Raw genomic sequence first — 13,793 nt, 5'->3', positions numbered from 1 at the left:
AGTTTGTGCATGGCGCACGAGAAATGGGCGGCAGATGGCCAAGCGACTGATCGATAGAGGAGGGCGTGCAGGCTTTTGGTGAATGGCACGAAAGGCAGAGGCGGGGGTGTCAGGTGCAAAAGCTCAAAGAGCGTGCCGTTCGGCCGCTCCATTTATAAAGACGATGTCAGTGGACGATCAGCTGTCCTGTTCGGCGCGCGGACGCAATCCTTGGCATATGAGATTGCGAAGGTTGTGCAAAACCTCCTCGAAGAACGCAGGGTCAGCCAGGGTCCTGCCAGTGATGGCCTGTACCTGGGTGCTGAAATCCGCGTAATGCTGGGTTGTACTCCAGATCGAGAAAATAAGGTGGTAGGGGTCGATTGGCGACAGCTTGCCGGCATCCATCCAGCCCTGGATCACCGCGACCTTGGTGGCGACCATCTGCCGCAACTGCTGTTCAAGTCGCTCTTTCATCAGAGGAGCGCCCTGCATGATCTCCATACAGAATAATTTCGACTCGGCCGGGTGGTCGCGGGACAGCTCCAGCTTGGCACGCAGGTACTGGTGGATGGCCTCGATCGGCTCCTGTTCGACGTCGAAACCCTGGAGCGGTGCCAGCCAGATCTCCAGCAGGTGCTGCAACACGTTGGTGTACAGCTCTTCCTTGTTGGAGAAGTAATAAAGCAGGTTGGTCTTGGATACATCTGCCGCTTCAGCTACCTGATCCAGACTCGTGCCGTGCATACCGAACCGAGAAAAGAGCTCCAGCGCGGCATGGATGATCGACTCGCGCTTGTTCTTTATCTGCAACTGCCGGCGCTGCTCCGATTTCGCGCTCATGGTGCGCGCTACCGTGGTCTTGACACCAGCCGTAGGCTCCTTGGTTTTGGCGCCGCCCTTTTTGAGCGGTGTTTTCTTTTTGAGCGGTTTGCCAGCAGCAACCACGCCCTTGATGGATTTGTCTTCCACTACCTGAATCACCAAGCCAATCGATGCGGGCAGTGTATCAGGCTTGGCCAGGAGAGCAGGTCTGCCAGAGGCAGGCAAGCAGCCTTGAGTGGCAGTGTCATTGATCGAGGTCAGGGACCCGACTGCCAATGCCCCACGACGGCTCGCGAACGCATCAAAATCGGGCGATCTTGTTTAATCAAACGGTTCAAAACAGACCATTTGGTCTGAATAATGCTGATGACTTTATGTAGGTATCTGATAAATATCATGAAAATATAATTGGCATGGTGTCTGCTAACACTCTTATCGACACGCATCCAAGGGGGATGTGAAGGCGAGTGGAGATGATTATGAAGGTGGGTATCTTTATCCCGATCGGCAACAACGGCTGGCTGATTTCCGAAAATGCTCCTCAGTACAAACCTACATTCGAACTGAACAAGAAGATCACTCTGGCTGCCGAGCACTATGGCTTCGACTTCGCTCTGTCGATGATCAAGCTGCGTGGTTTCGGTGGCAAAACCGAGTTCTGGGATCACAACCTGGAGTCTTTCACCCTGATGGCAGGCCTCGCGGCGGTCACTAGCCGGATCAAGCTATTCGCCACGGCCCCCTCGCTGGTGATGCCGCCGGCGATCATCGCGCGCATGGCGGCCACCATCGATTCGATTGCCGATGGCCGGTTCGGCGTCAATCTGGTTACCGGCTGGCAGCGCCCCGAATACTCGCAAATGGGCATGTGGCCTGGTGACGAGTTCTTCTCGAATCGCTACGAGTATCTGTCCGAATATATCCAGGTGCTGCGTGATCTCTGGAACACTGGAAAGTCCGATTTCAAGGGCGCGCACTTCCAGATGGATGACTGTCGCGTCAGCCCCCGACCCCAGGCCGACATGAAGGTCATCTGCGCTGGGCAGAGCGATGCGGGCATGGCTTTTTCGGCAAAGTATGCCGATCACAACTTCTGTTTCGGTAAAGGCGTGAACACGCCGAAGGCCTTCGCTCCCGCAGCGAAAAAACTGCTTGAGGCAAGCCGCGAGACCGGCCGTGAGGTCAGCACCTTCGTTCTGATGATGGTGATTGCCGACGAGACCGACGAAGCCGCCCGCGCCAAGTGGGAGCACTACAAAGCTGGCGTCGATGAAGAAGCTGTCGCCTGGCTGGGCGTGCAGGGCGCTGTCGACAAGACGTCGGGTGCCGACACCAATGTGCGGCAGATGGCTGACCCGACTTCTGCAGTCAACATCAACATGGGCACCCTGATTGGCTCCTACGAGAGCGTCGCTCGCATGCTCGACGAAGTGGCTGAAGTTGAAGGCACCGAAGGCGTATTACTGACCTTCGACAATTTCATCGAGGGTGTCGAAGCCTTTGGGCAACGCATCCAGCCGTTGATGAAAAGTCGTATCGAAGTGGCCAGCCCGGTACCTAGCCTGGTCGGAGAAACGCAGGCGGCAGTCGGAGCAGCATCATGAGTGCCGAAAAGAACCTGACACTCTCTTCGACCATCCCCGCCGGTATCGCCGAAGCACCCGGTGGGGGAGCACCGTTGGTGCTGCCGGCCCGCCCCGAGCCGTTGTACCTGCATCGAAGCAACACTGCATTGATTGTGGTCGATATGCAAAATGCCTACGCGTCCGTCGGCGGCTATGTCGACTCGGCGGGCTTTGATATTTCCGGCGCCCAGGGTGTGATCGCCAAAGTCGGCGAGGCGATCCGCACGGCCCGTGCTGCCGGCATCTGCGTTGTTTACCTGCAGAACGGCTGGGACAGCGCCTACGTCGAGGCAGGCGGTCCTGGCTCGCCGAACTGGTACAAATCCAACGCCCTTAAAACCATGCGCAAGTACCCGGAACTGGAGGGGCGCTTTCTCGCCAAAGGCGGCTGGGATTACCAGATCGTAGACGAGCTCACGCCACAGCCTGGCGATATCGTGGTGCCGAAACCGCGCTACAGCGGCTTCTTCAATAGCTCCCTGGACAGCACCCTGCGTGCCCGTGGCATCCGCAATCTGGTGTTCACCGGCATCGCCACCAATGTCTGCGTTGAAAGCACCCTGCGCGATGCCTTCCACCTTGAGTACTTCGGCGTGATGCTCGAAGACGCCACGCATGAACTGGGTGGCGAGCGTATCCAGGCCAGCACGGTTTACAACGTCGAAAGCTTCTTCGGTTGGGTCTCCACGGTGGATCACTTCGTCAGCAGTCTTGCGACGAACTGATCGACTGGCCTTGCCTTCTTTCATCTATTAACTCTGAGGCTCCTCCATGCCTAAACAGGTAATCATCCCGGTTGGTACCGGCAAACCGCTCGCCCCATTCGTTCCTGGCACTCTGGCCGACGGCATCCTCTATGTATCGGGCACTTTGCCATTCGACAGCGACAACAACGTCGTGCATGTCGGCGATGCCGCCGCGCAAACGAGGCATGTACTGACCATCATCAAGAGTGTCATCGAAACCGCTGGTGGCAGCATGGATGACGTCACGTTTAACCATGTATTCCTGACGAACTGGGATAACTACGCCGCCATCAACAGCGTGTACGCCGAGTTTTTCCCGGGCGAGAAACCCGCCCGCTATTGCGTGCAGACAGGGTTGGTGAAGCCTGACGCGCTGATCGAGATCGCCAGCGTCGCGCATATCGGCAAAGGCCAATGAGCACGGCCCTGCACCATGAGGTGCACGGGCCCGTCGATGGGTCAGCAGTGCTGCTTTCTTCTGGCCTGGGAGGCGGGGCGGGTTACTGGTCGTCGCTGGTTCCGGTGCTGGTTGCGGCGGGTTACAAGGTCATTGTCTATGACCAGCGTGGCACCGGACGTAGCCGCCAAACACTGCCCGAGGATTATCGGATTGCCGATATGGCCCGTGACATCCGTGATGTACTCGATGTCACGCAAACCCGCGACTGCCATCTCGTTGGCCATGCCCTGGGCGGACTGGCGGGTTTGCAACTGGCGCTCGACTTCCCGGAGAGGCTGCGCAGTCTGACCTTGATCAATGCCTGGGCAGCGCCCAATCCGCACTCGGCGCGTTGTTTCGATGCGCGCCTGGCGTTGCTCGATGCAGTCGGCCCGCGGGCCTATGTCGAGGCACAACCGATCTTCCTGTACCCGGCCAGTTGGTGTGCCGCGAATGCTGAGCAGGTGCAAGCCGAAGTGGAGCATTCGGCGGCGCATTTTCCGGGGGCCGCCACCATGAAGGCGCGAATCGCTGCGCTGCGCCGCTTCGACATCAGTGATCAACTGGCCGATATCGGTGTGCCCACGCTGGTGTCGGTGGCCAAGGATGATGTGCTGGTGCCTTGGACCTGTTCAATGACCCTCGCCCAGAGGTTGCCTAACGCACGGCTGCATACCGCTGAGCATGGTGGGCATGCCCATAACATCACCGCCGCCAGTGAGTTCAACGAGCAGTTGCTGGCCTTTCTTGACGCTCAAACCAAGGTGTGACCATGAGCCAACCCCTGAATGATTCTGCATTGGCCACACTGTTCGGTGCCGCCCGCAGCCATAACGGCTGGAGCACGCAAGGCATTGATGATGATGTCCTTCGTCAACTATACGACCTGCTGAAGATGGCCCCGACCTCTGCCAACTGCTCACCTGGGCGCTTTGTCTTCCTGCGTAGCATGGCTGCCAAGGAACGCCTGGCGCCTGCTCTCTCCAAGGGGAATCTGGAGAAGACCATGACGGCGCCGGTTAGCATTGTTGTCGCTTGGGACACTGCTTTCTATGAGCACCTGCCCACGCTTTTCCCGCATGCGGATGCCAAGAGTTGGTTCACCCATAGTCCTGAGGCGGCTCACGAAACCGCTTTCCGCAATGGTTCCCTGCAGGGCGCTTATTTGATCATAGCTGCCCGCTCCCTTGGGCTGGATGTCGGGGCTCTCTCCGGCTTTGAGGCGAGCAAGGTCGACGCCGAGTTCTTCGCCGGCACCACCTGGACCGCCAACTTCATCGTCAACCTGGGCCATGGCAATCCGGAGAAACTGTTCGGCCGCCTGCCACGCCTTGCCTTTGAAGACGCCTGCCAACTGCTTTGAAAACTACCTCAACCTGGTGACCCATCATGTCCAGTAGCCTTGCCGCAACCTTCAGCCCCCGAGGCGCCGAGCATACGGCGCCCAGCAAAGCCGATTTTCGCAGTGCCATGGCGCGCCTCGGCGCCGCCGTCAACGTGATCACCACGGATGGCCCTGGTGGTCGTGCCGGCTTTACCGCGTCTGCCGTGTGCAGCGTAACTGATGAGCCGCCGAGCCTGCTGGTGTGCCTCAACCGCAGTGCTTCGGTGTACGAAATCTTCAAGCGCAATGCGGTGCTTTGCGTGAATGTACTAGGCGCTGGCCACCAGGACATTTCCAACCTGTTCGGCGGCAAAACGTCGATGGAAGAGCGTTTCGCGGCCGCCACTTGGCACGATGGAGTCTCCGGCTCACCGGTGATGGAGCAGGCGAGTGTTTCCTTCGATTGCCGGCTGCAGCAGATCACCGAAGTAGGTACCCACGACATCCTCATCTGTGAAGTGCTTGCTATCCATAGCAATCAAAACGCCCACAGCCTGATCTACTTCAATCGCGAGTATCACGAGCTGCAGTCCAGCCACTGAGCCTCGCCCAACCTGGGGATGTCATGAGAAAAGTTGTTTTCATTACGGGAGCCACCTCCGGCTTTGGCCGCGCTACTGCCCGACGTTTCGCCTCCGCTGGGTGGTCGCTGATCCTCAGCGGCCGCCGCCTGGATCGCCTGCTAGCCCTCCAGGATGAGCTGGCTGCAAGCGTGCCGGTCCACGTAGCAGAACTGGATGTTCGCGATGCATGCGCGGTAGCGCGCGCTGTTGCTGGATTACCCCAAGCGTTCCAGCGCATCGACGCATTGGTCAACAACGCCGGCCTGGCGCTGGCACCACAATCGGCACAGACGGTGGCATTGCAAGACTGGCATACCATGATTGATACCAACATCACCGGGCTGGTCAACGTCACTCACGCCGTATTGCCTAAGCTGCTGGAAACCGGGCAGGGTGCGAGCATCATCAATATTGGTTCGGTGGCAGGTGAGTGGCCTTACCCGGGCGGTCATGTCTATGGCGCCAGTAAGGCGTTCGTCAAACAGTTCAGCTACAACCTGCGCTGCGACTTGATTGCGAGTGGTGTGCGAGTCACCGACATCGCGCCAGGGATTGCCGAGACCGAGTTTACTCTGGTGCGTACTCAGGGCAACCAGGCGGCTTCTGACGCGCTGTACGGTAATACGACGCCGTTGACCGCGGAGGACGTTGCTGAGCAGATCTTTTACGTATGTTGCTTGCCAGCACACATCAACATAAATCGACTCGAAGTGGTTCCTACGCGACAAGCGTGGGCTGCTTATGCCATAGATCGAGACAATTAACGCATTGGGAGAACGCGTGCTCCAGGTGAAGCTCTCAGTGGGCGCATTATTGGTTCCCGAGTGCCATCTATAGACGGCAGCTGGGGGCCGGCAGTGTGAAAGCGGCGAAAGCGGCTCACCTATTTATCAGAGCCGTCTTGGGTGAGCGCTATACTTTAAATCTCAGCACCATACCATTCAGTCGAATAGCCAGCTTTGAAAGTTCCTGCGATGAGGCGCTTGTCTGATTAGACCCGGCTGAGTTTTGAGTAGATAGGTCCCTGATGTTGATAATATTTCTGTCGACCTCCCTCGCGACTTGGGCCTGCTGCTCGGAAGCGGTAGCAATAATCAAATTCCGCTCGTTTATGGCAATTATAGAGTCGTATATTTTACGCAGGGCATCACCGCCAGCCTTAGCTGCCAGCAAGGTTTCGTGAGTGCGCCTCTCACTGGCAGTCATTGCGCCCACAACGCGAGAGGTACCGGACAGAATCATATTGACCATCCCGCCGATTTCCTCAGTTGACTGCTGTGTTCGGTGAGCAAGGGCCCTTACCTCGTCTGCAACCACCGCAAACCCACGACCGGCCTCGCCCGCACGTGCTGCTTCAATAGCGGCATTCAGTGCTAGCAGGTTGGTCTGTTGCGCAATTGAACCGATTACTTCTAGGACCTTATTGATATCTTCAATATTTCCGGAAAGAAGCTCGACCTCCTTAGAGGTCATGCTTACATCCCCGGCCAATAGCTCAATCAAAGTGAGCGCTTGGTCAATTTGATAGCTTCCTGTTTTCGTAGCACTTTCAGTTTCTTTGGATGCTTCAGCAGTGCTAGCGGCATTCCTTGCAACCTCTTCAACGGCTGCAGTCATTTCATTAACTGCGGTAGCGGCTTGATCAATTTCTAAATTTTGCTGATGAAGGCCTCTATTGGCATCCTCTGTGACTGCCTGAAGCTCTTCAGACGCTGAGGCCAATTGGTCGGACGAACTGGCGATCTGGGAGATAGTGTTCTTCAGGTCAACCTGCATTTTTTTAAGTGAGGAGAGCAGGGCGCTTGTTTCATCTTGGCCAGTAATTTCAATATCTTGACAGAGGTTGCCCTGTGAGATTTCATGTGATATCTCGACTGCCTTGGCCAGCGGTGTGACAATGCTATTGGTAAAATAAGTGGCAAGGCCGATCATGGTTAATAAAATAACAACCAGCGAAGAGCAAAGCGAAATGATATTTTCGTTATAAGCATCGTCGCTCGCTGTCGCAGCAGAACTTGCACCCTCATAGTTTAGCTTTGCAACCAGTTCGAGTCCCGAAATCATTGATTCGGCATACTCAATCAATGGGCCGTTAATTAGACGGTTGACCTCGTCTCTATCATTGGACACAATATTTTCAACGATTTTATTTTGCAGCTCTTGATAGCGCCAATACAGTGCTTCAAATTTTTCAAATGTTATTTTTTCTTTTTCAGTGCTAATTGTTTTTCGGTATCGTTCTAACGAGGGCGGGATGGATTCCTTGATTTTTTTTAATTTGTTAAGGGTCAGGTTTCTATCGTTGTCGCTTTCTAGTAGAAAAGCGCGAAGAGTTAAGGCGCGGCCTCTACCAATATTTGTGCCGATATCTGAAAGCTCAAATAGTCCAGGCATCCATACCGATCGAATTTCATCGGAAGCATTATTCATACTCTTTGACTGATACAGCGAAATGGCGCCCATCAGTATTACTAGCGCGGCAACGATGGAAAATAGCAAGATAGATCGCGTGCCAATTTTGAACTTATTTAGATTCACGTGTGCTCCAATGTTTCCTAAGGTAGGGAATAGAGGGTATGGCATTCAGAACAGGAAAATAGATGATCGTTCGAACGCCAGATTTTAGATTTTGATTGGTGGCGAGGGGCGGTTAGATAAATAAGTGAATCTCGTTTATTAGATCCAGCAAGAGATAGCGTTTGGCAGGTGGCTCTCAAGCACCCCAATGCTGGCAACTGCCATTTTTCTCATACGGTAAAGCGTCTGACTAAGCCACTCAGGCTTCCGGCTAACTTTGACAATTCTTGGCTCGCAGTGTGCGTCTGTTCCGCACCAGCTGAAGTCTGAATCGAAAGGTCGCGGATGCGTACTAGATTTCTGTCTACTTCACGGGCGACTTGCGCCTGCTCTTCTGCAGCGCTGGCGATAACCATGTTGCGCTCATCAATTCCCGATACAGCCTGAGCGATGGTGCTAAGTGCCTGGTTTGCGGCATGGGCTTGCACTTGCGTCTGCCGTGCTTGATCGGCACTGGTGATAAGTGCGGTTACGGTCTGGTTTGTGCCTGCTTGGATATGATTGATTAGAGACTCAATTTCGCGAGTGGATTCACCAGTACGGTAGGCAAGTGATCGAACCTCATCTGCGACCACAGCAAAACCTCGCCCCGCCTCACCTGCTCGTGCGGCTTCAATCGCTGCGTTTAATGCCAACAGGTTGGTCTGCTCTGAGACCGCGCGGATAACATCCAGCACTGTGCTGATGCTGCGTGTCTGTTCGGCGAGGTTGCGTGCCTGTACAGAGGCGCCGAGCACGTTTTCAGTTAGTGCGCTGATTGCCGTCAAAGTATCAGCCAACTGAGCTTGTCCGTTATTTGCAGTTTTCGATGCGGCCTTGGAGTCCGTGGACGTGACAACAGCATTCGAAGCGACTTCTTCGACAGCTTGGCTCATCTCCGTAACCGCAGTGGCCGCCATTTCTATTTCATTGTTTTGTTGTTGAAGCCCGCGAGCGCTTTCACTCATGACCGCACTCATCTCCTCAGTGGACGACGCGAGTTGTTCGGAGGAACGGCCAATCTGTTCGAGTGTTTCCCTCAGGGTCGCCTGCATTGATGCCATTGCTTGTAGTAACTGTGCGGCCTCGTCATCGCCTTGCACGTCTAGACGGTGAGTGAGATCACCGGACGCAATTGTCTGCGCTGCGATCACTGCGGTATTGAGGGGGGTGGTTAAGCTTCGGGTCATTCGCCATGACAGAAAGATGGTGAGCAAGAGTGCGGATAGGATGGCGAACGCTGTAACCATCTTGGACTGGCTGTAGAGTAAATTACCGGCTTTACTATGGTGAGCCAATGCAGCGAGATTAATTGACTGGAGTTTACTGGCCAGCTCGTTCATCCGCGCGCCAGCTTTCGCCATCTCATTCATGATTAAAGTGTGGGCCGCTGCCTTATCACCTTGAATTATGTAGCTGGCAAGCCGTTCTGTGTAGGCCAGATAGTCTCGATACGTCGACAGTAAGTCGTCATAGCTCAGTTGTTCTTCATTACCATTGACCATGGCTTTATATCTGGCGAACTCGGCATCTACGCCTTGGCTGATATTTTTTATATTTTGCTGCGTACTTAAAATATTTTCGGGCACCGCAAGCATGCGCAAGGCCTCCGCTCGAACTCGAACGAGTTGAAATGCCAAGTTGTCGCTGGAAATGATGCCCGGTATAACGTCGTCTTCGATTAGTTTTCCCTCGTTGCGAATGCCGGACATCTGGTTCAAACCAAAAAAGCCAAGCGCCGCGACGACCACTGCAATCGCTCCAAAGCACAAAAAGCTTCTTGGGGCAATTTTCATCGTTCGAAGGTTCATTGCAATTCCTCTTACCGTTACGCAGTAGATTTATGTATTTTGAGTACTATTTCGGGCAGTTCAGATCACTCATCCATACCGGTGTCTGAAACCTGGCAAGCGGCATGAGAAGAAGGTTGCATCCCTCTCCTGAGCAGCGGTGTGACTGCTGCAGCCCATGAGGGCACGTAAAGGTCACTCCGGAAGATCTAGAGAGTTATAATTTTTGATTTTCTCGAGGCTATCTAAATCGCCAAGAGACTTGCTTAATGCCTCGCGCAGATCTTTTACGAGTGCTGGAGAACAGTCTAGAGAACAGGCGAGGTATAAATTTGTAGTGGCCAGTGGTTGACTGACTTTTAGTTTTCCAAGTTGACCGATGGTGTCCAGCCAAACATGGCGGCCCTCCGCTATTTCGGTAAACCAAGCGTCGATTCGATATTTTGCAAGTAGCTGTGCGGGAGTGTCACCAAGTTTTAGCTCTACCAATTGGCTTCGGCTAAAACCCCTTGCTAACAGTATTTCTATTTGCGCGGTGCCCAGCCCTACACCTATGCGTTTGTAGCGAGCTTTTGCTTCTGAAAACGTATGGACTGGGTCATGAAGTGAAAAAAAGGCATGTAGGGAAATTGCGATCGGCGCCACCCAAATAAATTTTCCCTCTCGCGCTGTTGTTCGGGCGAGTGGGGCAATCAAATGATTCTTTCCATTGCTTACCGTTTTTTGTGCTCGCGCCCAAGGTAGTGTTGAGATTTTTCGATATTGCTTCGTCAGTTCTAGCGCCGCTTCAACTGGTGCTATCAGGGGGGATCTAAACCCGGGTTCGGTTTTCAACAGCGGAGTGGCATCGGGAATGTATAAGTCAATGGTTTCGTTGGCTGAGGCCTCGCCTATTGTCATTAAAATGAGTAATCCGATTTTTAATATTGACATGGCGATTGAAATTAATGGATTGGTTAATAGTGCAGGAGTAATCGATTACATAAATTTTAAAGTGTTGGTGTGTTTTTTATCATGCTTATTTTACATGCGTAGCCATTGAACTCCAGCGTTGTAAAGTGTCCGCTGAGCCCCTTTTTTATGTCCTTGAGTGCCATCTTGAGTGTGCCCGGAGATTTTTTGTAGATTGTCACTTGTAGAGGTTAGGCTCGAAGTGAAAAATTTTAGGCTGAAGCTAAAGTTTCAAGCATCACGGGCGACAGAGCTATAACAGAATCTGAGGTTGGTTGATATGAGTCTCCGGAAAATTGAACCTCGCTCCCGGCTCGGCGGTACGCTTTGGCTTCAGCTTTGATGCAGTCTAATTTGCGTGGTGCCCTCATATTGATTGTTGACTCATCGACCCAGTTGGCGACCACCTCGGAAGAAATGCACGCTGTTACTGAAAGCGCTTCACAAACAATTCCACGTCAAGGCCATGAAATCGAGATGGCTGCCACCGCAGTGAATGAAATGAGTTCGGCAGTGGAGGAAGTTGCCAGTAATACCGCCTCGACGTCTCACTTGACCTCACCGTCAAGCGCGTCAGCGTTAGTAGGACGTACGCAGGTCAATGACACTGTAAACGCTATCAATCTGATGGTTTCTAATGTCCACGCCACGGCAGGAGAGATTCAAACACTGGCCGCTATGGCAACCGATTCACACTCTGGAACCAGCAGTCAAATTTGGAGAGTCCCCCCTCGGGGAGCCTTTGCATAGTGTCCTATCTATCTATTATTATGTCCGGACAAATTCCGTGCGAGGAGACGATCTATGCCCCCCTACCTGTCTGGCTTCTCTCTTTTTCTGCCCGTTGTCAAGCTAGGTGGAAAGGTATGAGAGGCATCTCAGACCGGGGGTTTGGGGCCATAGCACAGGGGCTTTCTCAGCGGGGCGTGGATGTCGAAACCACGCTGCAAGCGCTGGCAGCCGCACGAGGAATAAAGCTGGCCAGCGGAAGCTGGTTGAGTCTTGATATCGTTTACCAATTGCTCCTGCAGGCCGTGGAACAAACTGGTGATCCGGATATCGGGCTTTGCGCCTACGCTTTCTCGCACCCGGGGGGCTTGGGACCCCCAAGTTATGCCGTGATGTCCAGTCCAACGTTGGGAATCGCTTTGGAGCGTCTAGCAAAGTACCTGGCGAGTGCCGTGACAGGGTCACGGCTTCTTATTGAAAGAGCCCCGGGGACGTTCACCATTACAGGAATCGACGAAGGTGTTTCGCCGAATTCTACACCGCGTTGCTACATTGACGTTGGCGCTGCATTACTTTTGGGGCTCATCCACTGGTTGGTGCCGGAAGAGCGCCCGCTACCGTTGTCTATAGAGTTCCCCTACTCTGAACCTGTAGACACACTGCAGTTAAAGATGATGTTTGGTGGTGGCTTGTCCTTTGACGCTGAAAACCTGGTGCTCACTTTTAGAGATCAAGTGTGTGATTTGCCGATAATTACTGCTGACAGCTCGCTTGATACGGTGCACTGTAATTACGCTGATGCATGGATTAAAGCTATAGAGGGGGCGGTCCAAGCGAGGGTTCGTAAGGCTTTTGCAGAGTCATCTGTAGAAAGTCTTCTGATGTCTCTCGAGCAGGTTGCTGAGTGCCTGGGGATGACTAAGCGTACGCTGCAAAAGCAACTGGCCAAAGAAAATGCCAGTTTTTCCGATCTGCAAGATGAGTACCGTCGGGAAAGAGCGAAGAATTTTCTGCTCAATTCTTCCAAAAATCTGAAATATATCTCAGCTGCGCTAGGGTTTCACGAACTTAGCAGTTTTCATAAAGCGTGCTTGAGGTGGTTTAACGTCCCGCCAGCCCAATACAGGGCCGAGTATGGCGGCGTTAGGCAGTTATCGTAGAGGCCAAAATAAATCCCTGTAGGAAGCGGGTTTCTTATTTGTGGTGCCTGAGGCGACAACATAAGATTGGCGCTGTTCGTAGTGTCAAAATCTCTGACAATGTCGAGCTCCCGCGATCCGGTTTTTTGGTACGAAGCTAGCGGATAAGTTTCCAATGAATTATGCGCAATGCCTTTTATTTTCAGGTCGTGTCAAAAAGTGTGATTCGTTAGCGGGGCGGCGAAATGAGCTGTGTCCAGTGTTCGGGATTAATGTTTTGCGTGTCTGCTGGATATTGCGGTAGAGATATTCGCGAATCGTCGATGTAAGTGAAAGAGGCGCTGAGATGAGGCTTGTAACTATTAGTGTCTTGGCGGTGGATTTATCTAGCAATTGGGATGTAGAGACGTTGAAGAGACTAGAAAAATTCATTGCTGATTTTCGATCCCATTCAGGGTGCCTAGGTTATTCATTGCGGCGTCCAAAGCTTGGTGACCATACGGTTTTTGTTAGCGGTTTCTGGTGCAATCAAAAGGATATGTATGATCACTTCTCTAGCCCGGTGTTCTCTAAGTTTGTTGGGTTTTTGATTCTGCATTGCATTCATATGAGGTTCAATACATTTGCTTCCTGTGTCGAGATGGAACCGGTGACGCCGGTATCTGATCGGTACTAACTCGATCTTCATAGATATAAAGCAATTGATGAACCCGGCTACACCATTCAAAGGCTGTGTCCTGGTGCGAGGCTTTGTATGACAGTTTTTGAAGTCCCGGCAACCTCATCACTGGTTACTCCTTTTGCCGCGCGATGATTACAGGCTTGAGTTCACGTTTCCGCTAGCTTGCAGCGCTCGGCCAATGGTCTTAGCCGCTGTGATGGTTATCGACAGCGCTCTGCGTTCGAGTTCCTCCGTGGTACAGCGCACTGCCGGCGCTGCGATGCTCATAGTGCCGACCGGATAACCGTCGATGTCCAGTACCGGAATGCCAAATCCGTAGGCCCTAGGCTCTGTATGAAAAGCCTGGAGACGAAGGTCAGGCAAGGCGAAAACAGCCGAGGAACGG

Annotated in this window: 13 protein-coding genes and 2 pseudogenes; 10 read left to right on the top strand and 5 right to left on the bottom strand. The window is 53.3% G+C overall.

Annotated features, from left to right (window positions below; translation table 11 throughout):
* Positions 1 to 177: 177 nt before the first annotated feature.
* Positions 178 to 822, bottom strand: coding sequence for an HTH-type transcriptional regulator RutR (gene rutR / locus DM374_RS27470; RefSeq protein WP_110972741.1), 645 nt, complete (start codon positions 820 to 822; stop codon positions 178 to 180).
* A 461-nt stretch (positions 823 to 1,283) separates the two neighbouring features.
* Between rutR and rutA the strand changes: the two genes are divergently transcribed.
* Genes rutA through DM374_RS27435 form a run of 7 tightly spaced genes read left to right on the top strand, consistent with a single transcriptional unit; the run spans position 1,284 to position 6,325 of the window.
* Positions 1,284 to 2,408: a pyrimidine utilization protein A gene (gene rutA / locus DM374_RS27465; RefSeq protein ID WP_110972718.1), complete on the top strand. Its 1,125-nt coding sequence runs from the start codon at positions 1,284 to 1,286 to the stop codon at positions 2,406 to 2,408.
* Between the two features lie 14 nt (positions 2,409 to 2,422).
* On the top strand, positions 2,423 to 3,154 hold the full coding sequence (gene rutB / locus DM374_RS27460; protein ID WP_225422605.1) for a pyrimidine utilization protein B: 732 nt from the start codon (positions 2,423 to 2,425) through the stop codon (positions 3,152 to 3,154).
* A gap of 46 nt (positions 3,155 to 3,200) precedes the next feature.
* Positions 3,201 to 3,593, top strand: coding sequence for a pyrimidine utilization protein C (gene rutC, locus DM374_RS27455; protein ID WP_110972716.1), 393 nt, complete (start codon positions 3,201 to 3,203; stop codon positions 3,591 to 3,593).
* Positions 3,590 to 4,384, top strand: coding sequence for a pyrimidine utilization protein D (gene rutD, locus DM374_RS27450; RefSeq protein WP_110972715.1), 795 nt, complete (start codon positions 3,590 to 3,592; stop codon positions 4,382 to 4,384). Before rutC ends, rutD begins: the two co-directional genes overlap by 4 nt.
* Positions 4,385 to 4,386: 2 nt before the next feature.
* On the top strand, positions 4,387 to 4,977 hold the full coding sequence (locus DM374_RS27445) for a malonic semialdehyde reductase (RefSeq protein WP_110972714.1): 591 nt from the start codon (positions 4,387 to 4,389) through the stop codon (positions 4,975 to 4,977).
* Positions 4,978 to 5,003: 26 nt separating this feature from the next.
* On the top strand, positions 5,004 to 5,540 hold the full coding sequence (rutF, locus tag DM374_RS27440) for an NADH-dependent FMN reductase RutF (RefSeq protein WP_177431615.1): 537 nt from the start codon (positions 5,004 to 5,006) through the stop codon (positions 5,538 to 5,540).
* A 23-nt stretch (positions 5,541 to 5,563) separates the two neighbouring features.
* The gene (locus DM374_RS27435; RefSeq protein ID WP_110972712.1) at positions 5,564 to 6,325 is read left to right on the top strand and encodes an SDR family NAD(P)-dependent oxidoreductase; all 762 of its coding nucleotides are present in this window, start codon (positions 5,564 to 5,566) and stop codon (positions 6,323 to 6,325) included.
* A gap of 148 nt (positions 6,326 to 6,473) precedes the next feature.
* Here DM374_RS27435 and DM374_RS34680 read toward each other — a convergent pair whose 3' ends face one another.
* The 3 genes from DM374_RS34680 to DM374_RS33285 form a co-directional block, all read right to left on the bottom strand.
* Positions 6,474 to 8,099 carry a methyl-accepting chemotaxis protein gene (locus tag DM374_RS34680; RefSeq protein ID WP_110972711.1) on the bottom strand — a complete coding sequence of 542 codons (1,626 nt, stop codon included), beginning with the start codon at positions 8,097 to 8,099 and terminating at the stop codon, positions 6,474 to 6,476.
* 209 nt (positions 8,100 to 8,308) lie between these two features.
* Positions 8,309 to 9,928 (bottom strand): methyl-accepting chemotaxis protein, encoded by a 1,620-nt coding sequence (locus tag DM374_RS27425; RefSeq protein WP_110972710.1) that lies wholly within the window; start codon positions 9,926 to 9,928, stop codon positions 8,309 to 8,311.
* Between the two features lie 174 nt (positions 9,929 to 10,102).
* Positions 10,103 to 10,840, bottom strand: coding sequence for a substrate-binding periplasmic protein (locus tag DM374_RS33285; protein ID WP_157969757.1), 738 nt, complete (start codon positions 10,838 to 10,840; stop codon positions 10,103 to 10,105).
* 348 nt (positions 10,841 to 11,188) lie between these two features.
* Here DM374_RS33285 and DM374_RS33855 point away from each other — a divergent pair.
* From DM374_RS33855 to DM374_RS34545, 3 genes and pseudogenes are all read left to right on the top strand, one after another.
* A pseudogene (locus DM374_RS33855) lies at positions 11,189 to 11,548 on the top strand (methyl-accepting chemotaxis protein); the annotation flags it as partial.
* A gap of 176 nt (positions 11,549 to 11,724) precedes the next feature.
* Positions 11,725 to 12,747, top strand: coding sequence for an AraC family transcriptional regulator (locus DM374_RS27415; protein WP_177431613.1), 1,023 nt, complete (start codon positions 11,725 to 11,727; stop codon positions 12,745 to 12,747).
* Between the two features lie 325 nt (positions 12,748 to 13,072).
* Entirely contained in the window at positions 13,073 to 13,402 is a 330-nt protein-coding gene (locus tag DM374_RS34545) for an antibiotic biosynthesis monooxygenase family protein (RefSeq protein ID WP_110972708.1), read from the top strand.
* A gap of 138 nt (positions 13,403 to 13,540) precedes the next feature.
* Here the strand turns inward: DM374_RS34545 and DM374_RS33850 are convergent.
* A pseudogene (locus tag DM374_RS33850) lies at positions 13,541 to 13,793 on the bottom strand (hypothetical protein); the annotation flags it as partial.

It is taken from the genome of Pseudomonas huaxiensis, from assembly GCF_003231275.1.
GTDB classification, from domain to species: Bacteria; Pseudomonadota; Gammaproteobacteria; order Pseudomonadales; family Pseudomonadaceae; genus Aquipseudomonas; species Aquipseudomonas huaxiensis.
This window is presented reverse-complemented; position numbering and strand designations above follow the sequence as displayed.

What these genes read in the sequence shown, in the direction of transcription:
- DM374_RS27415 (WP_177431613.1), top strand. Translation starts at nt 11,725, where the DNA reads ATGAGAGGCATCTCAGACCGGGGGTTTGGGGCCATAGCACAGGGGCTT.
- rutC (WP_110972716.1), top strand. Translation starts at nt 3,201, where the DNA reads ATGCCTAAACAGGTAATCATCCCGGTTGGTACCGGCAAACCGCTCGCC.
- DM374_RS27435 (WP_110972712.1), top strand. Translation starts at nt 5,564, where the DNA reads ATGAGAAAAGTTGTTTTCATTACGGGAGCCACCTCCGGCTTTGGCCGC.
- DM374_RS33285 (WP_157969757.1), bottom strand. Translation starts at nt 10,840, where the DNA reads ATGTCAATATTAAAAATCGGATTACTCATTTTAATGACAATAGGCGAG.
- DM374_RS27425 (WP_110972710.1), bottom strand. Translation starts at nt 9,928, where the DNA reads ATGAACCTTCGAACGATGAAAATTGCCCCAAGAAGCTTTTTGTGCTTT.
- DM374_RS27445 (WP_110972714.1), top strand. Translation starts at nt 4,387, where the DNA reads ATGAGCCAACCCCTGAATGATTCTGCATTGGCCACACTGTTCGGTGCC.
- rutD (WP_110972715.1), top strand. Translation starts at nt 3,590, where the DNA reads ATGAGCACGGCCCTGCACCATGAGGTGCACGGGCCCGTCGATGGGTCA.
- rutF (WP_177431615.1), top strand. Translation starts at nt 5,004, where the DNA reads ATGTCCAGTAGCCTTGCCGCAACCTTCAGCCCCCGAGGCGCCGAGCAT.
- DM374_RS34545 (WP_110972708.1), top strand. Translation starts at nt 13,073, where the DNA reads ATGAGGCTTGTAACTATTAGTGTCTTGGCGGTGGATTTATCTAGCAAT.
- rutA (WP_110972718.1), top strand. Translation starts at nt 1,284, where the DNA reads ATGAAGGTGGGTATCTTTATCCCGATCGGCAACAACGGCTGGCTGATT.
- rutR (WP_110972741.1), bottom strand. Translation starts at nt 822, where the DNA reads ATGAGCGCGAAATCGGAGCAGCGCCGGCAGTTGCAGATAAAGAACAAG.